The organism is Afifella marina DSM 2698 (assembly GCF_900102695.1).
Classification (GTDB): Bacteria; Pseudomonadota; Alphaproteobacteria; order Rhizobiales; family Afifellaceae; genus Afifella; species Afifella marina.
On sequence record NZ_FMVW01000009.1, the window covers coordinates 135,198 to 160,553 of the forward strand.

Here is a 25,356-nt window from a genome sequence, read left to right on the forward strand (position 1 = left end):
GGGAACCGTTACGGTGTCGCGGGCAAGGGCGCGCGAGACGCGAGGCGCTGCGAGAGGCGAGGCTCGCGACTGCCGCCGGGGTTGGAGGCCCCGACGCACAAATTCGCACATCGTCCGCCGATCAGGCGATCGGCGATTGCCTCACGCGTGATAGTCCCAGACATCGCGGGCAATCTCGATGCATCGATCGAGTTTGCGCCATTGATCATCCTCGGTGAGATCGTTGCCATGGGCGGTTGAGGAGAAGCCGCATTGATGGCTGAGAGCGCATTGTTCCAGCGGAATGTGTCGTATGGCTTCATCAATGCGCTTCTTGATGAGATCGGCCGGTTCGACGGCGGCGTGTTTGGAAGTCATCAGGCCGAGAACCACAGTCTTGCCGGCGGGCACGAAGCGCAATGGCGCGAAATCGCCTGAACGCTCGTCGTCATATTCCAGGAAGAAGCCGTCGATATCCATTTCGTTGAAGAGGATTTCTGCAACCGGCTCATATCCACCGGCGGCAACCCAGGCGCTCTTGAAATTGCCTCGACACAGATGCACGCAGACGACCATGTCCTCGGGGCGGTCCTTGATCGCATCATTCACCAGCCGGCAATAGAGCCTGGTCAAATCGTCGGGATCATCGCCCCGGCTGCGGGTCGTTTCGCGGATCGTCGGGTCGCAAAGATAGGCGAGATTGGTGTCGTCCATTTGCAGATAGCGGCAACCGCGGTTCGCCAGATCGGTGATTTCGGCGCGATAGGCGTCGGTCAGATCTTTGTAGAACTCCTCAAGATCCGGATAGGTGTCCGAGCTGATGGCGTTCCGGCCGCCCCGAAAATGCAGCATCGAGGGGGCCGGGATCGAGACCTTGGGCGTGCGCTCGACGACGGACTGCAGGAATTCGTAATCCTCGGCTTGAATGGGCTGGGTGTGGCCAATTTTGCCGCCGACATGCATGACGGGCGGGCGAAAACCGACCTCCTTTCCATCCTGTGTGCGAAACTTGGCGGCGAAATCCCCATAGGTGACGCTGACGCCGTCGAGCTTTTGCAGAAAGTCGATGTGGAAGAAGGTGCGGCGAAATTCGCCGTCGGTGATGGCTCTAAGGCCGACCTCTTCTTGTTTGTGCACAACTTCGAGAATGCATTCGTCCTCGATCTCGCGTAGCCCCTCATCGCTTAGATTGCCTTCGATGTGGCGCTTGCGCGCTGCGATCAGACGCTGCGGCCGCAAGAAGCTGCCGACATGATCGGCCTTGAAGGGCCCCGCTTTCGCCATCTTCGCTCCCCTTTCCTGCAAATACTCCAGAATTTTGCAGCCGAGGCCTCTGGTGGTGCAAGGCGAGAGCTTGCTGGCCCGGTTGTGTTTGTGCCATCTCCCTTGCGGGATCGGCTCCAGATCGCATGGTGGATTTGTGAGCTCGCGGATCTTGCCGCAGCAGCCCAGCGGCCGAAGGGGGCCTTGATTGCAAAGAAAACGTGTCCTCGCCGCGAACCTCCCCTCGATCGCTTCTTTTGTCGGTCTCGCTCTCGCCTTCGTCTTCGTGCCGTTCATCACCTTTCTGTCGACGCGTTCAGCGCCGGCGGTGTTGAGCTTTGCGACGCTGTTTCTGCTCCTTGGCGCCTATTGGCGAGCGGAGACGTGGCGGGATTTCGCAGCACGCTTCACCGAAGTGGCCCGGCAGCCCTTGGCGATCGCGATCGCCTCGTTCGTGTTTGCCGCTTTTGCGAGCGTCTCATGGTCGGTTGAGCCTTTGATGAGCCTTCAATATGCGTTTCGCCTGTTGGGGAATTGTCTGCTGGGCTTCGCTTTCGTCGTCGTCATTGCTGATCAGAACCGACGGCACATCATGAAGTTCCTGCTGGTCGGGCTCGTGATCACCCTGCCGCTTCTGGCAAACGAGCTGCACGGGCCTTTCCAGCTCAGGCAACCCTTCTCCGATACCCTCGGCTCAGAATCGCTCAACCGGGCGGTTCTCGTGACGAGCATCCTGGCTGCGCTCTTCCTGGCCCTCGCATGTGCCGAGAAATGGCTGTGCTGGTTGGCGCTTTCTCTCTCGGTCGTCGCGGCCGTCGTGGCCGTCCTCTCCTCTTCGCAATCCTCCGTCCTCTTTTGGGGCGTGGTGGCGATTGCCTGGCCGCTTGCCGTGTATGCTCCGAGGGCAACCGCACGCGCAGTCACCGCCACGGCCTTTGCGTGCCTCGTCCTCTTTCCATTCTTCGCCATGCTCTACACGCCCTGGATGCGCCAGCTGCTCGGCGGCGTGCCAGAGGATGTCGTGCATGCGACGAGTGCGGAAATTCGCCTTTCCATCTGGGAGAACTTTGCCGAACTCATCCCACACGAGCCTCTTCTCGGCTGGGGCTATTATGCCGAACGCGCGATGAGCAAGGGGCTCGCCGGCCCTGCCGCATCCGCGGTGATCGGCAGCGCCCATCCGCATGACGTTGCGATCCAATTGTGGGTCGATTTCGGTCTTCTGGGTGTCTTGGTGGCGGGTCTCATCGGCCTCGCCTGGCTGCGGCGTCTCTTGCAGGCGGAGACGGCCGTTCTGGCGGCTGCGGGCGCGATCACCGCAGGTGTCTTTGCGGTCTGGATGGTGAGCCACGGCGCCTGGCAGGAATGGTGGCTGGCGATGATGTCGCTGGTCTTTGCAACGCTTCTGCGCAGCGCTCCTGGAGGCCAGGCTATTTCCTTTTGGCGGAAAGCCGAAACGCCAGCGCATCCATCATGCCATGGCGTAATGCCACCCAGAACGTGATCGAACTCACATAGGCTGCCACAAAAGCCGCGTAGGGGGCTCGCGTCGAGATCACGGCGAGCACAATGCAGAAGACGCTGTTGAGGGTGAGCGCGAGCACCACCTGATCGTGCTTCCATCCCCGCCGCACGGCTTTCTGGTAGGCATGTTCGCTATGGGCGAGCCAGATGCGCTCGCCGCGGCGCGCGCGAATGAGAAGGGTGAGGCCGGTGTCCGTCAGATAATAGGCCGGCAGGATGAGAGCCGCGGCAAGCTCCCCATCGAGAGCGAGCGCGAGCAGGAGCGACCCCACACAGAAGCCCGCAAAAACACTGCCGGCATCGCCCAGAAAAATCCGTGCCGGGTGCCAGTTGTGGAGAAGAAAACCGAGGCTCGCTGCGATGAGAAGGCAGGGCAGGAGCGGCATGTCGCCCAAAGGAGCGGCGATGAGGAGAACACCGATCGCGATCGCAATCGTCGTCACGCCCGTGATGCCGTCGATGCCGTCCATGAAGTTGTAGGCGTTGACGAAGCTGAGCAGGAAGAACCAGAGGAGGAAGCGCTCGACAAGGAAGGGCAGTGCGGGGCTGAGGCTCAGAGAGAGCGGCAGGGACGCGACCGCCACCGCCACAAGGCCCGCCTGGGCAGCGAAGCGGGTGGCGGCCCTCAGGCCGATCAGATCGTCGACGGCGGCGACGAGTGCGAGCGAAACGGCGACGGCGAGGAATGAGGCCTCACTTTCTGCCGGCAGGCCGGTCGGCAGCCCAAGCAGAAGGCCGATCGCGAGACAGATGGCGACCGCCGGCACGAGCGCAAACCCGGCGCCGCGGGGGATCGGCTTTGCATGATTGCGACGTGCGTCCGGCAGATCGAGAAGCGCGCGGCGGGTGAGGACGGGGATGAGACCGCGAATGCCAACCCACGTGACAGCGAAGGCTGCAGCCGACAGCCACAAGGCATTTACCTGATCCATCACGCGGCTCAGCCGGGGGCTCTGTCCATCAACGAGCGCACATTGTTGGTCGGTCTGGTGCAGAGCTCGGTAACGCCGCTGCGTAAGAGGCCGACGCAGGCGGCGTTGTCGCCGCGCTTCGCGGCGGTGTGGAGATCGGTCAAATAGACGTCGAGGCGCTCGGGCAGGATGGCGGGTGCGCTGGCGAGGAGGACACCCGCGACTGGCGTGTGGGTGACCGTTTCGTTCTCGCTGACGAGATCTTCATGCAGCTTCTCGCCCGGGCGCAGGCCGGTGAAGACAACCGGCACGTCGACGTCCGGCTTTCGTCCGGCAAGACGAATGAGATTTCGGGCGAGATCTGCGATGCGCACAGGTTCGCCCATGTCGAGGAGGTAGATCTTGCCGCCGCCTTCGGGGTGGGCGACGCCATAAGCCGACGCCTGCAGAACGAGCTGCGCCGCTTCGCTCGGCGTCATGAAATAGCGCGTGACATCGGCATGGGTGACGGTCAACGGTCCGCCGTTTTTGAGCTGCTCTTCGAAGAGCGGCAGGACGGAGCCCCGCGAGCCCAGAACGTTGCCGAAGCGCACGATCATGAAGCGGGTGCCTTTCTGCTCGCGGTCGAGCTTCTGGCAGTAGCGTTCGGCAAGCCCCTTGGTCAGACCGAGGACGTTCTTGGCGTTGGCGGCCTTGTCGGTCGAGATCATGATGAAGGCACTGGCGCCGGATGCGCAGGCGGCGTCGGCGACGTTCTTGGTGCCGAAGACGTTGGAAAGAACCGCCTCGACGGGGTTTCTCTCTACGATCGGGACGTGCTTCAGCGCGGCGGCATGGAAGACGAGTTCCGGCCGTTCGCGCAGGAACAGCGCCTTCAGCGCTTCGCGGTCGCGAATATCGCAGAGGATCGGGACCACCTGCGCCTGGATGCTCGGATTCTTGCGGATACGGCGATCGATCTCATAGAGATTGTGCTCGCTGTTTTCCAACAGGATGAGGCGCGATGCGCCGAAGCGCACGACCTGCTTGACGATTTCGGAGCCGACCGAACCTCCAGCACCCGTGATGAGAACGCTGCGTCCGGCGATCAGGCGGTTGATGCCCTCCTCGTCGAGCACCACGGGCTGACGGCCGAGCAGGTCTTCGATCTTGACCGCTTCCGGCTCCACGTTCTGCTGGGAGGCCTGCAGATCCTGAATGTTCGGGAGCCGGTTCACGGTCAGCCCGACCTGCGAGGCGGCATCGACCAGTTCGTTCAGGACATCGCGTGGCGTGTTCACGCGCGCGACAATGATCTGCGTCGGGGGCGTCGAGGTGCGCCTCAGCTGCGTGACCTGGCGCGCCATGCCATCGATCGTGCTCAAGACCGGAACGCCGTGAAGCTGGCGCCCGACATGTCTCGGGTTCGTTTCGATGATGCCGACGATGAGGAAGCGGGATTTGCGGTCGCGTTTGACCGCACGGATGAAGACGTCGGCCTCGTCATTGAAGCCAAAGAGCAGCACCGGCTCTAGCGGGTTGCGCGGATCATGGCTGGAGCGGCCGATGAGGCTGTCGCGATAAAGCCGGTAGGCCATGCGCGGAGCACCCAGCATGACGGTCAGGACAAACCATTCGATAACGAGAACCGAACGGGGCAGCGCGCCGCCGCGCTGGATGAGGAAAATGACGAGCAGAAAGATGAAGATGGAGGCGGTGACGGCCTTCGAGATCGCGTAGATGTCGCGCACCGAGGCGTAGCGCCAGGAGCCGCTGTGCAGACGAAATACCGGAAAGACGAGCACGCAGACGAGCGTGAAAATGCCAATGAGGCTCACGACCTCGCCGGGAGCGAAAGTCGGCTCCGTTCCGGTGCGCAGATAATAGGAAAGGCCGAGTGAGATCGCTGCGGCCGAAAAATCGTAGCCGTAGATAATCCAGCTGCGCATGCGCCGGGAGATGCGTCTGACCACCTGATCGATCACGTCCGGCTCCCGGTTTGATGCTGAGGCGCGAAACGCGGGCTAAAGCCTTTGCCCTGTCGCGCGTTTTCAGGCGAGGTCTCGCACGGGCGATACGACCTCGGAGCTATGTCAAAGCTATGGCAGAAGCGCATACCGTTTCTTGCCGCCCCCTCTCGGAAAACTACTCGGCCGGGGTCTTGGTCGAGTGCTGTTTCAATTGGCGGATATCGGCAAGGGCTTGAAAGAAACGGTCTTCGGCCCCCCTCGGCTTGTCCTGTGAGGGCCCGTTCGAGGCATCCGAAGAGACCTCTTCGCCGGCCGAGGCGTGACCGTTCTTCGCCTCGGCGTTGCCGTCCGTCTGTGTACCGTTTTTGTTTGCGGAGCCATTGGCGCCGGCAGGCTGCATCGGTCGGTCGGCCGACATGCGGCGGATGTCTTCGCTGATGCGCGCGATTTCCTCGGCGCCGATCGGCTCAGCGTCTTTGGCAGTGTCTCTGGCATTGTGATTGCGGGAAAGATGGCGGGCGGCTTGCGAGCGGTGGCCGGGCGCGCGCCGCGCCTCGCTGCGACGCTGGGCGCCTTTCGCATCTTTCCGGTTGGCCTTTTTGCTGTCTTCCGAGGCCTCGGCCTTCTCCGGCGAAGGGTCGCGGCTGCCGGCTTCGGGATCTGCCTCGGAGGCGGCGTTTCCCATGACGGAGCGGAGGTAGTCGATTTCCGCACGCATGCCGATCAGGTCGACGCGGCGATCCTCCGCCAGGCTCTTCAGGTCCTGGATCTCGTCCTGCAAGGCAAGGCGCCGTTCCATCTCCGCTTCAAGCGCGTTGCGGCCGGCGCGTAGCGCCGTGCCGGTTTCGGCCAGGCGCTTCTTGGTTTCGATGAGTTCGGCGTTCGTTTGTTCGAGGCGGGTGCCAAGCTCGCCGATCTCTTCGTCTCGGGATGCGAGATCGCTGCGCAATGCGGCAATCTCTTGCGTCTTGAGATCGGAATCGAGGCGATAGGCGGTGACGCGGTCGCGAAACGTGCTCGCATCACGCTCCAGCCGGCGTATGACCGTCGCATTGCGGGCGCGCATCTCGTCGCGCTCCGTATCGAAATCAGCTCTCGTTATCGCCAGGCTCGCCTTCAGACGCTGTTCCGTCACGCGCCGGATGCGGCGAGCAAGGACCGTGAAAAACGCAAGACAGAACAATCCGCTCGCAAATGCGCCAAGGGCGAACAGCATAGCCGCTTGTATCATCACCGGCTCCGTCCGCGGCAGGCCTTTAGAAATAGAGGCAGGTTGCGCAGACGGCAACAAGAGCTTGGCCGGAGCGTGCGCGTGTCCGCGACACTATCGCAAAAATGTCACGGCCGGTTCAAGCTTTGCGTGAGCTTGCTCAGAACGGATTCCAGGTCGGTCTGGAAGTAAATTTGAGATAGCCGAGATTGACACCCAGCCGGGCACCGACGCCGGTGCGGATCGGCACGACGTAGATCGGGTCGTGCACGCCGGTGTGCGAGAGCACGGTCATGCCGAGGCCGCCGACCATATAGGCGGAACCGTTCACGCCGGCGAAGCGCTGGTAAATGGAATTGTAGCTCGGCAGATTGTAGACGAGCATCATGGTGCGATTGCCGTCGCCGCCGAAATCCCAGCCAACCGAAGGTCCCTGCCAGAAGATGTGGCTGGGCGGTGCGAGCTTGGTATAGATGGTGCCTTCGCCGTAGCGCAGGCCGCCGATGAGAGCGCCCGAGCCCTCCTGGCCGATGATATAGCCGTTGGGAAGGCCGTAACGCTGAATGGCTTTTTCGACGAGCGTCGCCAAGCCTCCGGATGCGGCCCCAAAGACGTGATGGCCCGCTTCGACGACTTCAGTCGCCGTGTAATTGAGGCTGCCGGGTTCACCCGCCTGGGCCGAAGCCGGCTGGACCGCACCCGCCGGAGTGGCGAAAGCGGCCGGAGCGACTGCGATCTGGACTGCCAGCGCGCCGGCGGCAAGAAGTCTGGCTATGGGCATGGGCCCTCCTGCGACGGCTTGTTCATGAACTCGATTGGTCCACAGGAAACGGCAGAATGGTAAATGTCGGGTAAACCCCCGAGAAATGGGGCGCTGCGGCTGGCCCGCGGGAAGCTCGCTCGATACGATGGAGCAACCATGAGCGACGAATCGCTTTCTGTCCCAATTTCGGATTTCAGCCGATGACCAGCCTTAAAATCGCGCCAGTCGACCTTGCCGCCTTGATCGCGAGCCGGGTCTGTCATGACGTCATCAGCCCTGTCGGCGCCATTGCCAACGGACTCGAAGTCCTCGACGAGGAAACCGATCCGAGCATGCGCGACTTCGCAATGGATCTCATTCGCAAGAGCGCCCGTCAGGCCTCTGTGAAATTGCAGTTTTCGCGTTTGGCCTTTGGCGCTTCAGGTGGGGCGGGCGCGCAGATCGATATGGCCGATGCAGGCCGGTGCGCGGGCGAGTTCCTGGAGCGTGAGAAAGCCAATCTCGACTGGCAGGTGGACGCGCAGATGCTGCCGAAAGCAGAGGCGAAGATCCTGCTCAACCTCCTGCTTCTCGGTGCCAACACGATTGCCCGGGGCGGTACTTTGACAGTCGGCGCGACGCAGGCCGAGAACGGGGTGACGATCAGTGTGGTGGCGGCCGGCGACCGCGCGCGCCTTTCCGACAGCGTCCGCACGGTGCTTCTTTCGGGCGAAGTCCCGGAGCAGCTCGATGCGCATTCGGTCCAGCCGCTTTATGCGGTCATGCTCGCCGAAGAGGTCGGCCTCGGCTTCGAGATTGCCGAAGAGGAGGGGAAGGTCTCTTTCCTCGCCCGCCCGAAGGCCTGAGGCGAGGTCCCTCGCGCCGAGACGGGCGCACCTTCTGCCCGCAACGAAAAGCCCCGCGACCTTGCGGTGCGGGGCGATCGAAGGGGATTGAAGAGAGGCGTCAGGCGCTTTCGCGGAACTCTTCCTGATCGGGCTCGCGCAGCACGTAGCCGCGACCCCAGACCGTCTCGATATAATTCTCGCCGTCGGTCGCAGCCGCGAGCTTCTTTCTGAGCTTGCAGATGAACACGTCGATGATTTTGAGCTCCGGCTCGTCCATGCCGCCGTAGAGATGGTTGAGGAACATCTCCTTCGTCAGCGTCGTGCCCTTTCTGAGGGAGAGGAGCTCCAGCATCTGGTACTCCTTGCCGGTCAAATGCACACGCTGGCCGGCCACTTCGACGGTCTTGGTGTCGAGATTGACCCGGAGATTGCCGGTCTGGATGACCGATTCCGCATGTCCCTTGGAGCGACGGACGACAGCGTTGATACGCGCGACCAGCTCATCCTTGTGGAAGGGCTTGGTCATATAATCGTCGGCGCCGAAGCCGAGGCCGCGGACTTTGTCCTCAATGCCGCCCAAGCCTGATAGGATCAGGATCGGCGTTTTCACCTTGGCGACACGCAGCTGCTTCAAGACATCGTAGCCGGTCATATCCGGCAAGTTGAGGTCGAGAAGTATAATGTCGTAGTCGTAGAGCTTGCCGAGATCGACACCTTCCTCACCGAGGTCGGTCGTATAGACGTTGAAGCTTTCCGACTTCAGCATCAATTCGATCGACTGTGCGGTGGCGCTGTCGTCCTCGATCAGAAGAACACGCATGCCAATCCCCTCCTAGCCCTTTTCGCGCCGCTCGAGTGTCGTGTGGCTCGAGCCGGCTGAACAGGCAAAACCGCAGCCACATTTACGTCGGAATGGTTAACAGACTCTAACTCCCGGCAGCAAGCCCATAACGTCAGCTGCTTAAAATAGAGTCTTGATTCCATTCCGATTCCGCTGGGTCACCTGCGTCGAGAAACGTTGTGGTACCGGTGCGGCTGGACGCCTTCGCGCCGGCGCCGGACCGGCCAACTCAAAGCAAACGGCATCAAGCGATTTACCGTGCCTTAAGTCCTCGTCCCTATCATTAACGCCAGTCGTAAACGAACGGTTACCGCCGCCCGTTGCCGGTGTCATGTGGAGCGGGTGGACCCTCGGGGCTGGGGAGTATTGAGTATGAAGTCGCGAGACGCATCCATCCGGCAAAAACGCTTTAAAGTTGAAGATTGCGAGCGGCGGCTCGGCCAGATCGACGCCATGATCGAAGAATTCAGCCGGATGGCGGCCGACCTAGAACACGAGATAGCGGCTGAAAAGCGGCGGACGGGGATCGAAGACGAAAAGCATTTCGCCTATTCGACCTTCGCACGTGCGGCAGGACAGCGGCGCGCCAATCTGCTCGCTTCGGTTGATGATTTGAACCGGCAGCGCGAAGCCGCCCAGGCGGCGCTCGAAACCGCGCGCGCCGAGCTTCAGCGCGAAGAAGGACGCCTCGGCCGGGAAAACCCGAGGACGGCTCCTTCGGGCCAGGGTCGTCTGGCGAGCTGAGATATCATTCCGCGCCCTCGGCCAGGCCGGGGGCGCCGATCAAAAGGGCGATCAGCGCGTAAGCTTGTGTCGGGCGAGCTGCTCGTAGAGCGGCAATGCCTCGGCTTCCACTTCCCTGAGCCCGTCATCTTCCAGTACTGGCAGCGGAGCCGGCGGCTGAAAGCCGGTCGAGCGATGCACGGCATCGTACCAATGCGCGGCCCAAGCGCCGTCGCTGTCGCGGGGGCCGGCCGGCCAGGCGAGCATCGCCGGAGAAAAATCGATCTTGAGCGCTCCGCAAAGGGCGCGCAGCATCGCTTGCGGATCTGCGAGAAGATCGTCGGCATCGATGACTGGCGGGATCTGTCCGCACAATTCCGTCGCCACGCGAAAGAGCTCATCCTGCTCGGCAAATCCGATATCGGAAAGGCTCGGGCCGGCGCGCTTGCGCGCATAAGAAACGAGCACGCGCGCCGGATGGCGGATCAGGAAGGCGTGGCGACAGCTGCGCATCCAATCGCGGCCGATCTCCGCGATCATGTGGTGCGTCATGTGCTTCTGGTAGAAGATGCGGCTGCCAAAGGGCGGCGCGCCGGCAAGGCGTTCCGCCACCTTTCGCCAATCGGCTTCATGCGCGGCACAGATTTCCTCGCGCATCGGATGGTCGATGCCGGTCACCTTCAGCCATGCCGCATAGAACGGCTCGTCCCACACTTCGGTGTCGGGACGATTTTCGAAAGCGCGCATCATCGCGGTCGAGATGTTGCGCGGGCCGGACCACATGGCGATGCGGATCGTCTCGTCGCCTGCGGCGGGAGAGGGGCTCTCAGACGCCATCACGGCACCGGAAATGCTGGGAAGATGGAGACCTGACCGCGGACTCGAACCGCAGATATTTGACGCTGCACCGCCAACGGGTACCCGTTCCCCCATCAGGTCGATGTGAGATTAGGCGAACACGAATGCGTGAGAAAACCATCACGTGCCGATGTGGTTAAAATCTTAGTCTTTGCCTTAGAGCGGGCTCAAGACAAGGGTGTGGCGAAGCTGCGGATGCGTTCGCGGTAGAGCTGCGTCAGTCTCGGCAAGAGCTTCGGCCTTTCGGGGTGAAGCGCGCCGATCGTCCGTCCGTCGACGGAGCGAACCGGGACGAGGCCGGCGAACGTGCCTGTGATAAAGGCCTCGTCCGCCCCATAGACGTCGGTCAGCGAAAAGCGTCTTTCATGTGCCGCGATGCCGGCCTCTCGGGCGGCCTTCAGCACCTGTCCGCGGGTGACGCCGCCGAGGCAGTAATCGCCCGTCGAGGTCCAGACCTCGCCGTTGCGGACGATGAAGAAATGCGTGGAATTGCAGGTGGCGACGAAGCCCGCCGGGTCGAGCATCAGCCCTTCGTCCGCGCCCGCCTTGGCGGCTTGAATGCAGGCGAGGATGCAGTTGAGCTTGGAATGGGAATTGATTTTCTGGTCCTGCTCGGCCGGCCCCGTGCGCCGCACATGGACGGTGAAAAGCGTGACGCCTTCGCTTGCGATTTCAGGCTTCGGGTTCTTGTATTCGGGAATGACGACGATCGTAGGCGCACCGATCGTCATGCGCGGATCCTGATAAGGGGTGCGCTTCACGCCGCGCGTGATCATCAGGCGCACATGCACGCCGTCGCGCATATCGTTGGCGGCGAGGCATTCCATCACCCGTGCCGTAAGGCCGGCGCGATCGAGCCCGATATCCATGTCGAGCGCGGCTGCACCCTCAAACAGGCGGTCGAGATGCTCGTCGAGGAAGGCGATGCCCCCGTCGGTGACGCGCAGACCTTCCCAGATGCCGTCGCCCAGGACGAAACCGGAATCGAAGACCGAGACGACCGCCTTGTCACGCGGCAAGAGCTCGCCGTTGACCGAGATCAGGATCTCGGCATTGCGCGGATCGTCTTCGTATTCGTGGGTACCTGTCGCCATTTCGCCGCCCGATCCCTGGAGATTTCAATGAAACCATTCCGGCAAAGCCGGGGTGCGGGCGGCTGTCAAGGGCAAGTGCGGGCGAAGCCCCGCTCAAGGCGGGACATCAATTGCGGTATTGCTGAATTCGGGTCGTGCGCAGCCCAGCAAGGCCGTGAGACTCGATCGACATCTGCCAGGAGAGAAACTCCTCGACAGTCAGGGTATAGCGCGAGCAAGCTTCATCGAGGCTCAATAAGCCGCCGCGGACGGCAGCAACAACCTCAGCCTTGCGGCGGATCACCCAGCGCTTGGTATTGGGGGGTGGAAGATCAGCAATCGTGAGCGGGCTTCCATCCGGTCCGATAACGTATTTCACTCGTGGTCGGACATGCTCGGCCATGGCAGACTCTTATACAAACTCACCAACTGAGCTCGTTATAAGGTGGCACGGCTTAACAAGCGTCTAACCATCCGTAACGGAAATCTTAAGCGCAACCGGGGCATTTTTTTAGAAACCGCGGGCGCTTGACAGAACGTCGCAAGCACTGCAACCAAAGCCCATGCTGGACATCGATCTTGAGCTGCCAGGTCCGCGCAGCAAAGCCCGCGTCCTCGTCGCTATGTCCGGCGGGGTCGATTCCTCCGTTGCTGCCGCGCTTGTCAACGCGGCCGGCTACGAAACCATTGGCGTGACCCTGCAACTCTATGATCATGGGGCGGCGATCCATCGCTCTGGGGCTTGCTGTGCGGGGCAGGACATTCATGATGCCAAGCGTGTCGCCCAGGCTCTCGGCATCGCCCATTACGTGCTCGATTACGAAAGCCGCTTCCGCGAGGCGGTGATCGAGCCTTTTGCGGCGAGCTATCTGTCGGGTGAAACGCCGGTGCCCTGCGTCGCCTGCAATCAATCGGTGAAATTCTCCGATCTCTTGGACACGGCCCGTCAGCTCGGGGCCGCCGCCATGGTGACCGGCCATTATGTGCGCACCCGCTCCGTCGGAGGCCGACGCGCGCTTTTCCGGCCTGTCGATGCGGACCGCGACCAGAGCTATTTCCTTTATGCGACGACGGCCGAGCAGCTCGATTTCCTGCGCTTCCCGCTCGGCGATTTCACCAAGCCCGAGGTTCGGGCGCTGGCGGCCGAGATCGGTTTGAGCGTCGCGGAGAAGAGCGACAGCCAGGATATCTGCTTCGTGCCGCAGGGGCGCTACAGCGACGTCATCGAAAAGCTGAAGCCAAACGCGGCCGACGAGGGCGATATCGTGGATCTCGACGGTCGGGTGCTGGGTCGTCACCGGGGCATCATGCATTACACGGTCGGGCAGCGGCGCGGTCTCGGGATTTCGGCTGCCGAGCCGCTCTTCGTCGTGCGGCTGGATGCCGCGGCAAAGCGCGTTATCGTCGGCCCGCGCGAGGCTCTGGCGACGCGCCGCTTCCGGCTGCGCGACCTGAACTGGCTCGGGGACGGCGACCCGTCTGCCTGGACCGAGGGGCAGGAGGTCTATGCTCGCGTGCGCTCGACGCGTCCGCCGGTCAAAGCGTCAGTTTCCGTGCAAGCCGGTGAAGCGTCTGTCGTTCTCGACGATAGCGAGATGGGCGTGGCGCCGGGGCAGGCCTGCGTCTTCTACGATCGAGACGCCTCCGATGCGCGCGTTCTGGGCGGTGGCGTGATCGCTCAGGAGACCACGAACGAACAAGCCTGCGCCGCCTGAGCAAGCCGTGCGGCAGCTTCAGGTTTGGCCCGGGCGGCGTTGCCGCCGCCGCCAAAACCCCCGTCTTTGCTTGGAACTCCGCTCGCAGCGCCACGTTACCTGAGCGACCCACCCAATCGATAGAAGGAGGCATCCCATGGCAGAGACGAATGTGCCCGGCGGCAAGAGCGAGACGGAACGCAAGGCCGACGACACCAAGCGCAAGGCCGAAGACGTTCGCCACGACCTCAACGCCGAATTCGAAATTTTGAAGGCGGATGTCGCCGAACTCAGCACCCGGATCTCAGATCTGCTGCGCACCGGCGCCCGCGAAGGAAAAGACATGTTGAACGAACGTGCCGACTATTACCGCCGCGAAGGCCGCAGGCGCGCCGATGCAGCCATGTCCGAAGCCGAGGCTCTGTCGGATGATCTGAGCCAGTCGATCAGTCGCAATCCCTTCACTGCCGTTCTCGTGGCGTTGGGGCTGGGCTTTCTCGTCGGCGCCATTTCCCGGCGCTAGTCTTCATGCTCAGGCTGCTTTCTTCGATCAGCTTTGCCTACGGCGCTGCAAATTTGCGGCGCCGTATCCGTGTCATGGCGCGGCAGGCCATTCTCCTGGCGATCGGCGCCGTTATTCTGCTTTATGCCCTCGGTTTCGGACTGGTGACGCTGCATATCTGGCTCTCCAGCCTGTGGGGTTCGCTTGTGTCCGCGGGCGTGATCGGCGCCGTGCTCCTCGTCATCGGGCTTATCGTCATACTTCTGGCCTTGAGGCCTCACCGCGAGCAGGCACGTTCGGTCGAACAGCCTCTCAGCGAGATGAGCGCCACCGCGCACGACACCTATGACCGGATGCAGCGCTCGCTTCGGCAGAGCGGTTCACCGCTCGCCAACCCGGTCGTGCAGGCGGCGGGCATCGCCCTCATCATCGGCGTCCTTCTCGGACGTCGCTAATCCACACGAGATCGGGCCGGCACCTGCCGGTCTGGCGCAAACATGTTTCGGCCGCTCGTCTCTCTTTTAGACGGGCGGCCTTTTTGCGTTGCCGACTTCAGGAGCGATCCAGCATCGGCACAAGATCGCCGAGGTCTGAAAGATCGCCTGCCAGCGGCAGGTGCGCTGCCGTGGCGAGATCGACGCCGCCCTCCCAGATCATTCCGCCGGCGACATAAACCAGGAAGACGAGGCCCACATAGGAGATCCAACGGTGGCGCACGAGCAGCTTTGCGATGAGACTTGCCGCAAGCGCCATCAGCGCGATCGACAGGACCAAGCCAAAGACCAGAAGAAGCGCGTTGCCGCGTGAGATGGAGGCGACGGCGAAGACGTTGTCGAGCGACATGGAGATGTCGGCAACGGCGATTGAGACGAGCGCCTGCATGATCCCGGCACTTTCCGATTGCCGTTGGGGCTCGGCCGCCCTCTCGTCGGCGATATCTGCCGCTTCCGACTTCCTGCTGCCGATATCGCGGTAGAGCCGCCAACAGACCCATAAAAGGAGCAGGCCCCCGGCAAGGACGATACCCGGTATGCCAAGGAGGTAGGTGAAGAGGATCGCGCCGAGGATGCGGATCGAGGCTGCGAGGCCGATGCCGCAGAGGATCGCGGGGCGTCGCAAGCGTGGCGGAAGCGCTGAGGCCGCAAGACCTATGACAAGCGCGTTATCCCCGGACAGGACGACATCGAGCCAGACGATCGACAAAAGCGCGAGGAGACCTTCGGACATCAGCCGACAACCTCCGCTCCATCGCCAAGGCGCATTGCTCCTGTGGTTCGTTCGCAGGTCTTGGATTGTGCGCAATCGGACGGGCGCATCGGACGAAGGAGGCAAAGGTGAGGAAGGGCTAGCGAAGCCTCGCTTTCACATCGTGGCGGCGCGTCGCGATTTCCAGTGGGTGCGCGTCAATGAAGCATCTGGAAACACTCGGGAAGCCACTGAGCGCGCAGTGCCGATGCTGTCGCCCGCGACTGCCGCGGCTCGTCCCGCAGGCGAACCGGCAAAATCCTTTCCGATCTCTTTCAGGTTCTGCGATACAAGCAATCGATGCGGTAACGTTCCTCTCATTTTCTCCTACTATAGTTCTAAGACAGGCCGTGCTTAGGCCGGTCCGGAGGGGATACGATGTTTCACTCGAAGGCGCTGCCTGGCAGCGCGTCCGATGTGCCAATAGCAGAAAATCCAGCCGATGCTCGGCCGGAGGGGTCCCGCTTTGGGCAGCACAGCCAATTGCAGCGGGAGGACGGCGCTCCACGTGACGAGCAGATCCGTGCCGCGGAGACCCGTGCCCCGGAGACGCCCAATGCCGTTGGCGGCAAGGTGGCGGATCTTCTCGACTTTCGCCGTCGGGGTGCCGTACGGCTCCAGACGGCGATCGACGCCCATCTGGTGGTTGCGGAGAACAGCTCCTCGCGCTGCATCATCCGCGACCTGTCCACCGCCGGGGCACAGCTCGAGGTCGAGGAGGGCATCACGCCGGAGCGGGAAATGATCCTCGCCGTGCCTCAGGTGAACATCGCGATCGTTTGCGAGCTCGCCTGGCGGCGCGGCAAACGCATGGGCGTTCAGTTCTGCCGTGGGCGGATCCCTGCCGACAAGATCACCGAGATGATGAAGCTCTGAGAGAGACGATCACGCATCACGCGTTCGTCCGTCAGACAAAAGGGTCGTCGTCTGGGCCGCAACCTTCCGAAGAGGGGCGATAGCGGTCTGGATTCGTCTGTCATCTCCATATCCCGCGTGGCCGCATTCTGCTTCGCGCCCGCGACGGCCTAAGCCGTACTTGCTACAGACCCTCGGCTTTCGCTCTTTGCCCACCTTCTTTTGGCGACGGGCCTGTTTGTCCAGCCGATAGCGTCCTCACGTTACGTGCCGCGATGCGGTGACGCGTGCTGCGTTGCCGAAGGCCTTTGAAATCGGAGTCTTATTGTCTACTTTATGTCCGTTCAAAAGTGCGATCCTATTGCCAGGCGCTTGCGCAGAGAGGTTTCATGGCACTGAGACATGGGCAGGGTAGCGAAGCCGCGGAGATGCTCTCCGCTGAACGGGAGACGAATGTCGTCGCCTTTCCCGCCTGCGAAGCCTTTGGGCCGAAGGCCTCAGATGCGCGCGGTCTGACGCAAGAGGAGGAGATCGAACTCGACCGTTTGCGTTGGTTCGTCCTCAAAAGCCTTTTGTCGTCGCAGACCGATCTCGAGCGCGCCTGTTTCGTGCTTGCCGCCGAACCGGACGCGTCGCTCGAGCGCTTCGCGATCGCCTTTTTTCGGGCCATGTCGTCAAAGGCACGGCGGCAGCTCGTCTTCTACCGACCGGGCACGCGCAATTTCTCCACTGACGAGGCCTGGCTTCTGCGACTAATGGGTGCATGGCGCTCAGGCGACGAAATGAGCGTTCGCGCGTTAATCTCCTGGAGGGTCAAACCCGAGGGTCATCGCTGGCTGCGTTTCTTATCGCGCGGACTGGCATTTGCTCTCGTTGCGGAAACCCCTTGAAGCTGGAACGCACCTGGCTTAGTTTAGAGATATTCTAATTTAGGCAGACGCCGAATCGTACCGATGGAGGGCAAAATGGGTCTGGTGGCAGCAAAAATCGAACCGAGCGCGAAACAGGACATCGTCGCGGGTCTCACGCAGAGTCTCGCTGAGACGGCTGTGGAGATGACGAAGGCGCAGAATTTTCACTGGAACGTCACGGGCATGGCTTTCGGGCCGCTGCACGAGCTGTTCCAGAAAATGTATGAGGATCACTTCGAGGCGATGGACGTCCTCGCCGAGCGCGTCAAGGCGCTCGATGCGCATGCGGAAGGCCGTTATTCGAAGTATCTGGAACGCAGCGCCGTGGAAGAGCATGACGGCCATGCGACCGATCGCGAGATGGTAGCCGCGCTCCTGGCCGACCAGGAGACGCTCTCGTCCACGCTTTCTGCTCTGTGCAGCGTCTCAGAAAAGCACGGTGATTGGGCCACCAACGACCTCGCTACCGAGCGGGTGGCCGCGCACGACAAGTTCGCGTGGATGCTGCGGGCGCATCTCGGCGAAAACGCCTGATCTTCTTCTGAGTTCGCGGGGCCGCCGGCCCTTCGCTTGATACTTTCGTCAGGGGCTGGTGTGAACGCGCCGGCCCCTGATGCGTTGTTGTCTCGTGATGCAAGCGGAGGAGGCTCGCATGAGCAATCATGAGCTTCACGGGCATGCTGGCCGGCCACCGGCCGAAGCGCTCACGACGACCCGAGAGAGCGACAAGGAGCGGCTCGCCGCGGAAAGGCTCGATCGGGAGCTCGACGAAGGGCTTGAGGAATCATTCCCCGCAAGCGACCCGCCGGCTCCGACGCAGCCGCACAAGGAGGTCGACGAGGATTGATCTCTGCTATGCCGATAAGACGAGCTTAGGGCGAGGCGATCGAACGCTACGCCCTGACCTCATGCGTCCACGGGGAGCTTGTCGAGCGGGCAGGGAACGCCCTGCTTTTCGCATTTCCGGCGGTAGGCGGTCGCCCAAAAGGGAAGACCGCCCTGTTCCTTCAGTCTCTCAACCAGGGCTGTCAGGAAGGCCTTCTTATCGTCCTTGCTGTCGAGCCGCTTGAACGAGGCCTTGTCCTCCCGCGACATGCTGCAGCCGATGCAGCGGCCTTTGCGCTTGAACTTGCACACGTCGATGCACGGCGAGGGTGCATTCTTCCAGGTTTTGGCCATGCGGATCTGGCGGTCTCGGTCAGTCGGTGAGGGGGCGTCTCGCAATCCTGCGAGCAATCCGAAACATTTGTCGAACGGCCGACGACGTCAAGTGCGGAAAGTTGTCCCGCGCAACACGGTTCAACCGCTTCGCTTGCGCGCTGTTGGTTCCGTTGGCAGGTTGGCGCGAGAGGCTAGGCGAGAAGACCGCCCATCGCTGTAGATTTATCGATGCAAGATATCGGAAAGGCAGAAGCCACAAGTGGTCGTTGCAGAAAGTGAAGCCCGCTTCAAAAGGATCGCCGACAGCGCCCCTGCCATGATCTGGGTGAGCGATGCAGAAGGCCGCGTCATCTTCGCCAATCGCTATTATGAGACGGTTCTGGGTGCCCCCGCCGCAACGATGCTGGGCGATGGCTGGCAGCGTGCGGTGCTGCCGGAGGATCTGCCGAGCTTCTATACCTCCTTCATGACGGCCTTTGCGGCCCGGCGATCGTTTCGTGTCGAGATCCGCTTTGTCCACAAGGATGGGGAGGCCCGATGGTATCGTTGCGCCGGTGCGCCGCGATATGATTCCGTCGACCGATTCCTCGGCTTCACCGGCTGCAATCTCGATATTTCGGAAGGAAAGCGCGCGGCTGAGGAATTGCGCCGCAACGAGTTGCGCTTCAGGGCGATCTCAGAATCGATGCCGCAGATCGTCTGGTCCTCCCTTCCGGACGGACGTATCGATTACTTCAACCAGCGCTGGACCGAATATACCGGCCAGTCGGGCGCGGACGCCGTCGAGAACTGGCCGCAGATGATCCATGCGGGGGACAGGGCACGCACGCAGCAGGCCTGGCAGGCGTCGCTTGAAACCGGGGAAACGTACGAGATCGAATACCGCCTGCGCCGTCATGACGGCGTCTACCGGTGGTCTCTCGCCCGAGCTTTGCCGGTTTATGACGAGATAAGCGGGCAAATCCTGCGCTGGTTCGGCACCTGTACCGATATCGAAGATCAGGTGGCCGCACGCCAGGCGCTTGCGCGTTCGCAGGAAGAGCTGGAGCGGGTCGTCAGCGAGCGGACCGCTGCGCTTCAATCCGCCAACGAGCAATTGCGCAAGGAGATCGCCGAGCGCGAGCATGCGGAAGAGGCCTTGCGCCAGGCCCAGAAGATGGAGGCGATCGGCCAGCTCACGGGCGGGGTCGCGCATGACTTCAACAATCTTCTGACCGTGATTTCCGGCAATCTGGAGCGACTTTTGCGGCGTCTCGACGACGACGAGCCGGATCTTGCGCGCATCCGGATCGCCGCGGAACATGCCATGCGTGGTTCGAAACGAGCGGCCGAGCTCACGGAAAGGCTCCTCTCGTTCGCGCGCCGTCAGCCGCTCAGACCGAGGCCCGTCGATACGACGCAACTGGTCATGGGCATGGTCGATCTTCTTCAACGCACGCTCGGCGAGCAGATCCAATTGAAGACCGAGGTCGACGATGATGTCTGGCCGGCGACTGTCGATGCCAATCACCTCGAAAGCGCCATGCTCAATCTGGCCGTCAATGCGCGCGATGCCATGCCGGATGGTGGTGTCCTGACGGTCTCCTTGAGCAATCAAACCGTTGAAGCCACCGGCTCCGCCGATGTCGATCCGGATATGGCGCCGGGCGAATACGTGCGCCTGTGCATCTCCGATACGGGCACCGGCATGAGCCAGGAGACGCGCGCCCACGCTTTCGATCCGTTTTTCACGACCAAGGAAATCGGCGCAGGAACGGGCTTTGGCCTGTCGCAGGTCTACGGCTTCTTGAAGCAATCTCGTGGCGGCATCACTCTCAAATCGCAAATGGGCGAAGGAACGGAAATCTGCCTTTTCCTGCCGCGCTCTCGAGAAGACCCGAAAGAACTCTCCACCGGGGGGTTGGGTGCTACGCCGGCCCTTGCTGAGAAAGCTGGTGACGGGACCATTCTGGTGGTGGAGGATGACGAAGACGTCCGCCGCCATTCCACCACTCTTCTGGCCGAGATGGGCTATCGCGTTTTGGAGGCTGGGGACGGCGAGGGGGCTCTCGCGCTCTTGCGCGACAACACTGACGTCGATCTGCTTTTCACCGATGTCGGGCTTCCCGGCGGCCTGAACGGTCGTGCGCTTGCCGAAAGGGCGATTGGGGAGAGACCAGATCTTCGCGTGCTTTTCACCTCCGCCTATGCGCATGAGGTGTTCAAGAGCGAAGACAATCTGGGCAGAAGGGCTGATATCCTGGCCAAACCTTTCGACAGTGCACTCCTGGCGGGGCGGCTTGCCACTCTTCTTGCCGAAGAGCCGCCGGTCGCCAAGCGCAGCGAACCGGCCCGCGCGCCCGTCATTCTCCTCGTCGAAGACGAAATGTTGATCTCGATGCTGGCGACGGAGCTGCTTGAGGAACTCGGACTTGGCGTCGAAACTGCCACGAATGCCGCGCAGGCGATGGACGTGCTCGCCCAAGATCCCGGCCGTTTCGATGTCGTGATGATCGATATCGGGCTGCCCGATCGCCATGGTGGCGAGCTGGCGGAGGACGTGCGGGCTCTGCGGCCCGAAGTGCCGATCATCTTCGCCTCCGGGCGTTCCTCCTCTGAGCTGGAGGAGACCTACCGTCACGATCAAATGATCGGGGTCGTCTCAAAGCCTTATGACGGCCGTGCCTTGGCCGCAAAGCTCTCCGAGCTTGGTGTCGCGGTGCGCTCTGTGGCGCCCTTCTGACAGAAATTTAAGTCGCTCTTCCTGCGTGCGGCGCGGTACCATGAAATCTCTTGATGTGTCTGGTCGGCCCCCGCGTCGGCTGTTGGAAGGTCGCGGCAGCGGAGCGCCTCTTTGTCCCTTGTGAAGCAGGTTATTTTCATCGCTTTGATCGGAGCGGCCGCGCTGGCCGGCTATGCCGCCTTCGACACGTGGTTCAATGTGGGCCGCAGCGGCGAGGAAGCCCGGGCCGCGCGCGGGCCTGAAGCGATCGCAGTCGAGGTGGCACGTGCCAAGGCCGAAACAATCGAGCGCAGCTTCGATGCGGTCGGCTCCACGCGTGCCCGCCGTTCCGTCGAGATCGTTCCTCTCGCATCAGGACGGATCACCGAGCTTTTCTTCGAAGCCGGCCAGAAGGTCGAGGCCGGCGCGCCGCTTTTGACGCTCGACGACGACATCGAGGCGGCGGATGTCAAGGAAGCGGAGGCGAAACTGCGTGAGGCTGAGCTCGCCTTGGAGCGCGCTCGCTCTCTGCATCAGTCGAATACGGTCACTGCCGCGACCGTGGAGACGCTGACGGCGGCGCGAGTCACGGGGGAGGCCGAGCTGGAGCGCGCCCGGCGCCGATTTGCGGATCGCACCGTGCGGGCACCGTTTTCCGGCATTGCGGGATTGCGCCGGATCGACCTTGGTGCGCGTGCCGACGACCAGACCGTGATCACCACGCTCGACGATCTCTCCTCCGTGGAGGTGGAATTCGCGCTGCCGGAAACCGCGTTCGGCGAGATCAAGTCCGGGATGCCGATTTTTGCACGCAGTGCCGCTTTCCCCGACAAAATATTTTCTGGCGAGATCATTGCCATCGACAGCCGCATCGATCCGGCTTCGCGCGCCTTCAAGGTTCGGGCGTCCATTCCCAACGAGGATTTCGTTCTGCCTGCCGGCATGTTCATGACGCTCTCGGTGGTTCTCGATCGTCGCATCGGGGTGATGGTGCCGGAGGAGGCGGTGATGGTGGAGGGCGACGGCGCTTATCTGTTCGTAGCGGATGGCGAGACGGCCCGGCGGCGCTCCGTCGATCTGGGTCAGCGCCAGAAGGGCGCGGTCGAAATCTCCAAGGGGCTTAAGGACGGTGAAGCCGTCATCGTTCGCGGCGTGCAACGCCTGCGCGACAGGTCACAAATCCGCATCGTCGAAGATGCGGACGACGGCAAGGCGGCGGCGAACGCTGACGGGATCGGATGATCCTTTCCGATATCAGCATCAAGCGGCCGGTTCTCGCCGCAGTCGCCTCCATCCTGATCGTGGTCTTCGGGCTCTCGGCGATCTTGCGCATTCCGATCCGCGAACTGCCCGACGTCGATACCGCTGTCGTTACCGTCACCACGACTTATGCCGGGGCGGCGCCTGAAATCGTCGATACGGATATCACCGAGACGATCGAAGGGGCGGTCGCCGGCATCAGCGGCGTCAAATCGATCAGCTCCGAAAGCCGTCGTGGCCGCAGCCGCACCACCATCGAATTCGTCATCGGCCGCAACATCGACGAGGCGGCGAACGATGTCCGAAGCGCCGTGGCACGGGTGCGCGGCGACCTGCCGGACGATGTCGACGAACCGCAGGTGGTCAAGAACGACGCCGACGCGGACCCCGTCATTCGACTTGCGGTGACCGACCCCCATATGTCGTCGGCGCAGATCACCGACTATCTGCAGCGCTATCTCGTGGACCGGCTGGCGACGCTCGATGGGGTCGCCAATGTCGAGATTTTCGGCGAGCGCAGTTATGCGATCCGCATCTGGCTCAACCGTGAAGCGATGGCGGCACGCAATCTCACCGTCGCCGACGTGGAAGATGCGATCCGCCGCAACAACATCGAATTGCCGGCCGGAGATCTGGAATCCTCGCGCCGCCAGCTCGCGGTGCGGGTCGATAGTCGCGTCGCCGGCGTAGACGCCTTCTCCAACATCGTCGTCGACCGCATTGCCGGTTTCCCGGTTCGGCTGAAGGATATCGCGAAAGTCGAGCTCGGCGTGGAAGATGACACGACGCTCGTTCGCCTCAACGGCGTGGAGGCCGTGGGCCTCGGCATTTCGCGTCAGTCGCAGGCCAATACGATCGCCATCTCGCAGGCCGTCGCCGCCGAGCTGGAGCGTATCCGCCCGACGCTGCCGGAGGGGATGGAAATCACCGTCGGGTCCGACGACGCCGTCTTCATTCAGGCGTCGATCCGCGAGGTTCTGACCGCGCTCGCGATCTCTCTCGTCCTCGTCGTTCTCGTCATTCTCGCATTTCTCCTATCCGTGCGCGCGACGCTGGTGCCGGCCGTCACCATCCCGGTGTCGTTGATTGGCTGCTTCATTCTCATTTCGGCGCTCGGCTTTTCCATCAACGTCTTGACGCTGCTTGCCCTCATTCTCGCGATCGGGCTCGTCGTCGACGATGCGATCGTGGTTTTGGAGAACATTCAGCGGCGCATCGACGAGGGCGAGACGCCGATGGTGGCGGCGTTTCTGGGCTCCCGGCAGGTGACGTTTGCGGTTCTTGCAACCTCGCTCACTTTGATCGCCGTCTTCATCCCCATTTCGTTTCTGCAGGGGCAGGCGGGACGGCTCTTCACCGAATTCGGCTTCGTCATGGCGAGTGCCGTGGCCATCTCCACCTTCGTCGCTTTGACGCTGTGTCCCGTGCTCGCCTCGCGTCTCTTGAAGCGACATCGGCATCCGGCGGGCCAGGATGACAGCGGTCGGCCGTCGAGGTTCAGACGCGGTTATGAAGGCTTGCTGCGGCGGGCGCTCGGCATGCCGCTCGTCGTGATTTCCGTCGCTCTCGTCGTCGCGGGAGGGGGTATCTTTCTCTATCAGGAGCTGCCGCGAGAGCTGACGCCCAAAGAGGATCGCGGCGTCATCTTCGTCCCGCTGACGACGCCGCAGGGGTCCACCACGGCCTATACCGACGGCGAAGTGCGTGTGCTGGAGCGGGAGCTCGAGCCACTCCTTCAGGGGAAGGACGTTCGCTCGGTCTATTCGATCGTCGGCTCCTGGGGCCGCCCCTATCGTGCGTTCGTGCTGGTGCGCCTGGCGCCCTGGGAAGAGCGCGAGCGCGGGCAGGCAGAGGTTCAACGCGACATCATTCCAGCTGTCGGAAAGGTGATCGGAGCGACCGGATTTCCGGTGACGCCCGCCGGCCTCGGTCTTCGCGGCAGCAGCACGCCGCTGCGCGTGGTCGTGGGCGGCCCGGACTTCGAAAGCGTGAAGGAATGGGCCAATACGCTCCTCGACAAGGCGCGGCAGAACGAGGGGCTGCGCAATGCCGAGCTCGATTTCGAAGAAAATCAGCCGCAGGCCGACATTCGTATCGACCGCGAGCGCCTGGACGATCTCGGCGTCAGCGTCCAGACGGTCGCGCAGACGCTGCAGACCATGCTCGCCTCGCGCGAAATCTCCGACTGGGTCGATCGCGGGCGCGAATATCCCGTGATCCTGCAGGCGCGCGAGGAAGACCGCCGCGTGCCTTCCGATATCGGCAACATCTTCATGCGCGGCGGTGACGGGGAAAACCTCTTCCCCTTGTCATCCGTCGTGAGCGTCAAGGAAGCTGCGGCCGCACCAGAGCTGCGGCGGTACAATCGCCTGCCGTCCATCACATTGGAGGCGGCGCTTGCCGAAAACTACGATCTCGGCTCCGCCATCGACTTCATCCGCGAGGCGGCCGCCGAAAGCCTGCCGCCGGAAGCCCAGATCGCGTTTGCCGGTCAGTCGCAGCAATATCTTGAAACCTCGAGCGGCGTGGCCGTCACCTTCGGCCTGGCGATCCTCATCGTGTTTCTGGTGCTGGCGGCGCAGTTTGAGAGCTTCATCCATCCGCTCGTGATCATGCTCTCAGTGCCGCTCGCCTTCGCCGGGGCGATCTACGCGCTCTATTTCGCGGGACTCTCGCTCAATATCTACAGCCAGATCGGCATCATTCTGCTTGTCGGCCTGATGGCGAAGAACGGTATTTTGATCGTTGAGTTCGCCAATCAGCTGCGCGACGAGGGGATGGAGGTGCGCGAGGCGGTCATCGAAGCCTCGATCCTGCGCTTTCGTCCGATCATCATGACCGTGATTTCAACGGTGCTGGGGGCCGTGCCGCTGGTGCTTGCCTCCGGCGCCGGGGCCGAGAGCCGAAGCGCGATCGGCGTCGTCATCGTCGGAGGGCTGATGCTCGCGTCGGTGCTGACGCTCGTCGTGACGCCCGTGCTTTACGACCTTCTGGCGCGGTTCACCGAGCCGCGGGGCGCGGTCGAGAAGCGGCTCGCGGCCGAATTGCCGTCAGGCGGGCGCCGTATGTAACGCCCGCGCGCAGTTGCAAATCGAGAAAGTCGAAG

The 25,356-nt window shown here is 62.5% G+C and carries 24 protein-coding genes; 13 read left to right on the plus strand and 11 right to left on the minus strand.

Translation table 11 applies throughout. The features are described 5' to 3' along the window. Positions 1 to 141 precede the first annotated feature (141 nt). Positions 142 to 1,263 (minus strand): 5-methyltetrahydropteroyltriglutamate--homocysteine S-methyltransferase, encoded by a 1,122-nt coding sequence (locus tag BLP76_RS16235; RefSeq protein ID WP_092815791.1) that lies wholly within the window; start codon positions 1,261 to 1,263, stop codon positions 142 to 144. Between the two features lie 187 nt (positions 1,264 to 1,450). Between BLP76_RS16235 and BLP76_RS16240 the strand changes: the two genes are divergently transcribed. Beyond that, positions 1,451 to 2,746 carry an O-antigen ligase family protein gene (locus tag BLP76_RS16240; protein WP_092815794.1) on the plus strand — a complete coding sequence of 432 codons (1,296 nt, stop codon included), beginning with the start codon at positions 1,451 to 1,453 and terminating at the stop codon, positions 2,744 to 2,746. Here the strand turns inward: BLP76_RS16240 and BLP76_RS16245 are convergent. The 4 genes from BLP76_RS16245 to BLP76_RS16260 all read right to left on the minus strand — a co-directional run bounded on the left by BLP76_RS16245 (position 2,673) and on the right by BLP76_RS16260 (position 7,617). Next, on the minus strand, positions 2,673 to 3,698 hold the full coding sequence (locus tag BLP76_RS16245) for an MraY family glycosyltransferase (RefSeq protein ID WP_092815797.1): 1,026 nt from the start codon (positions 3,696 to 3,698) through the stop codon (positions 2,673 to 2,675). The genes BLP76_RS16240 and BLP76_RS16245 overlap by 74 nt on opposite strands. Positions 3,699 to 3,706: 8 nt before the next feature. Continuing rightward, positions 3,707 to 5,641 (minus strand): polysaccharide biosynthesis protein, encoded by a 1,935-nt coding sequence (locus tag BLP76_RS16250; protein WP_092815800.1) that lies wholly within the window; start codon positions 5,639 to 5,641, stop codon positions 3,707 to 3,709. Between the two features lie 160 nt (positions 5,642 to 5,801). After that, positions 5,802 to 6,857, minus strand: a complete 1,056-nt coding sequence (locus tag BLP76_RS16255) for a coiled-coil domain-containing protein (protein WP_139163764.1) — start codon at positions 6,855 to 6,857, stop codon at positions 5,802 to 5,804. 139 nt (positions 6,858 to 6,996) lie between these two features. Then, complete coding sequence (locus tag BLP76_RS16260) at positions 6,997 to 7,617, minus strand: DUF1134 domain-containing protein (protein ID WP_092815806.1); 621 nt, start codon at positions 7,615 to 7,617, stop codon at positions 6,997 to 6,999. Positions 7,618 to 7,799: 182 nt separating this feature from the next. Here BLP76_RS16260 and chpT point away from each other — a divergent pair, with 182 nt between their 5' ends. Next, a complete protein-coding gene (gene chpT / locus BLP76_RS16265; RefSeq protein WP_092815809.1) occupies positions 7,800 to 8,444 on the plus strand; it encodes a histidine phosphotransferase ChpT in 645 nt (214 codons plus the stop codon). A 100-nt stretch (positions 8,445 to 8,544) separates the two neighbouring features. Here the strand turns inward: chpT and ctrA are convergent, their stop codons facing one another. Then, positions 8,545 to 9,246 (minus strand): response regulator transcription factor CtrA, encoded by a 702-nt coding sequence (ctrA, locus tag BLP76_RS16270; protein ID WP_092815812.1) that lies wholly within the window; start codon positions 9,244 to 9,246, stop codon positions 8,545 to 8,547. A gap of 393 nt (positions 9,247 to 9,639) precedes the next feature. Here ctrA and BLP76_RS16275 point away from each other — a divergent pair, with 393 nt between their 5' ends. Next, a complete protein-coding gene (locus tag BLP76_RS16275; protein ID WP_092815815.1) occupies positions 9,640 to 10,011 on the plus strand; it encodes a hypothetical protein in 372 nt (123 codons plus the stop codon). Between the two features lie 51 nt (positions 10,012 to 10,062). Here the strand turns inward: BLP76_RS16275 and BLP76_RS16280 are convergent, their stop codons facing one another. The 3 genes from BLP76_RS16280 to sciP all read right to left on the minus strand — a co-directional run bounded on the left by BLP76_RS16280 (position 10,063) and on the right by sciP (position 12,324). Then, positions 10,063 to 10,827 carry a sulfotransferase-like domain-containing protein gene (locus BLP76_RS16280; protein ID WP_200170534.1) on the minus strand — a complete coding sequence of 255 codons (765 nt, stop codon included), beginning with the start codon at positions 10,825 to 10,827 and terminating at the stop codon, positions 10,063 to 10,065. Between the two features lie 188 nt (positions 10,828 to 11,015). Next, positions 11,016 to 11,942: an aminotransferase class IV gene (locus BLP76_RS16285; protein WP_092815818.1), complete on the minus strand. Its 927-nt coding sequence runs from the start codon at positions 11,940 to 11,942 to the stop codon at positions 11,016 to 11,018. Between the two features lie 106 nt (positions 11,943 to 12,048). Next, on the minus strand, positions 12,049 to 12,324 hold the full coding sequence (gene sciP / locus BLP76_RS16290) for a CtrA inhibitor SciP (RefSeq protein ID WP_092815821.1): 276 nt from the start codon (positions 12,322 to 12,324) through the stop codon (positions 12,049 to 12,051). A gap of 160 nt (positions 12,325 to 12,484) precedes the next feature. On the opposite strand from sciP, the gene mnmA reads away from it, so the two are divergent. The 3 genes from mnmA to BLP76_RS16305 all read left to right on the plus strand — a co-directional run bounded on the left by mnmA (position 12,485) and on the right by BLP76_RS16305 (position 14,572). After that, a complete protein-coding gene (gene mnmA / locus BLP76_RS16295; protein WP_092815824.1) occupies positions 12,485 to 13,636 on the plus strand; it encodes a tRNA 2-thiouridine(34) synthase MnmA in 1,152 nt (383 codons plus the stop codon). 136 nt (positions 13,637 to 13,772) lie between these two features. Further along, positions 13,773 to 14,138 carry an ElaB/YgaM/YqjD family protein gene (locus BLP76_RS16300; protein ID WP_092815827.1) on the plus strand — a complete coding sequence of 122 codons (366 nt, stop codon included), beginning with the start codon at positions 13,773 to 13,775 and terminating at the stop codon, positions 14,136 to 14,138. A 53-nt stretch (positions 14,139 to 14,191) separates the two neighbouring features. After that, the gene (locus BLP76_RS16305) at positions 14,192 to 14,572 is read left to right on the plus strand and encodes a phage holin family protein (protein WP_171904418.1); all 381 of its coding nucleotides are present in this window, start codon (positions 14,192 to 14,194) and stop codon (positions 14,570 to 14,572) included. Positions 14,573 to 14,669: 97 nt separating this feature from the next. On the opposite strand, the gene BLP76_RS16310 is transcribed toward BLP76_RS16305, so the two are convergent. Beyond that, positions 14,670 to 15,344, minus strand: a complete 675-nt coding sequence (locus tag BLP76_RS16310; RefSeq protein ID WP_092815833.1) for a YjbE family putative metal transport protein — start codon at positions 15,342 to 15,344, stop codon at positions 14,670 to 14,672. A 501-nt stretch (positions 15,345 to 15,845) separates the two neighbouring features. On the opposite strand from BLP76_RS16310, the gene BLP76_RS16315 reads away from it, so the two are divergent. From BLP76_RS16315 to BLP76_RS16330, 4 genes are all read left to right on the plus strand, one after another. Beyond that, a complete protein-coding gene (locus BLP76_RS16315) occupies positions 15,846 to 16,238 on the plus strand; it encodes a PilZ domain-containing protein (protein ID WP_170130506.1) in 393 nt (130 codons plus the stop codon). Positions 16,239 to 16,606: 368 nt separating this feature from the next. Beyond that, entirely contained in the window at positions 16,607 to 17,107 is a 501-nt protein-coding gene (locus BLP76_RS16320; RefSeq protein ID WP_139163766.1) for a hypothetical protein, read from the plus strand. Positions 17,108 to 17,182: 75 nt separating this feature from the next. Next, positions 17,183 to 17,662: a Dps family protein gene (locus BLP76_RS16325; protein ID WP_092815955.1), complete on the plus strand. Its 480-nt coding sequence runs from the start codon at positions 17,183 to 17,185 to the stop codon at positions 17,660 to 17,662. Between the two features lie 118 nt (positions 17,663 to 17,780). Further along, positions 17,781 to 17,975, plus strand: coding sequence for a hypothetical protein (locus BLP76_RS16330; RefSeq protein WP_092815842.1), 195 nt, complete (start codon positions 17,781 to 17,783; stop codon positions 17,973 to 17,975). 59 nt (positions 17,976 to 18,034) lie between these two features. Here BLP76_RS16330 and BLP76_RS16335 read toward each other — a convergent pair whose 3' ends face one another. Continuing rightward, positions 18,035 to 18,307: a DUF1289 domain-containing protein gene (locus BLP76_RS16335; RefSeq protein WP_092815845.1), complete on the minus strand. Its 273-nt coding sequence runs from the start codon at positions 18,305 to 18,307 to the stop codon at positions 18,035 to 18,037. 241 nt (positions 18,308 to 18,548) lie between these two features. Here BLP76_RS16335 and BLP76_RS16340 point away from each other — a divergent pair, with 241 nt between their 5' ends. From BLP76_RS16340 to BLP76_RS16350, 3 genes are all read left to right on the plus strand, one after another. After that, positions 18,549 to 21,011 carry a hybrid sensor histidine kinase/response regulator gene (locus BLP76_RS16340; protein WP_092815848.1) on the plus strand — a complete coding sequence of 821 codons (2,463 nt, stop codon included), beginning with the start codon at positions 18,549 to 18,551 and terminating at the stop codon, positions 21,009 to 21,011. A 120-nt stretch (positions 21,012 to 21,131) separates the two neighbouring features. After that, complete coding sequence (locus tag BLP76_RS16345) at positions 21,132 to 22,232, plus strand: efflux RND transporter periplasmic adaptor subunit (protein WP_244514637.1); 1,101 nt, start codon at positions 21,132 to 21,134, stop codon at positions 22,230 to 22,232. After that, positions 22,229 to 25,321 (plus strand): efflux RND transporter permease subunit, encoded by a 3,093-nt coding sequence (locus BLP76_RS16350; RefSeq protein ID WP_092815854.1) that lies wholly within the window; start codon positions 22,229 to 22,231, stop codon positions 25,319 to 25,321. The genes BLP76_RS16345 and BLP76_RS16350 overlap by 4 nt, the downstream gene beginning before the upstream one ends. Positions 25,322 to 25,356: the final 35 nt, after the last annotated feature.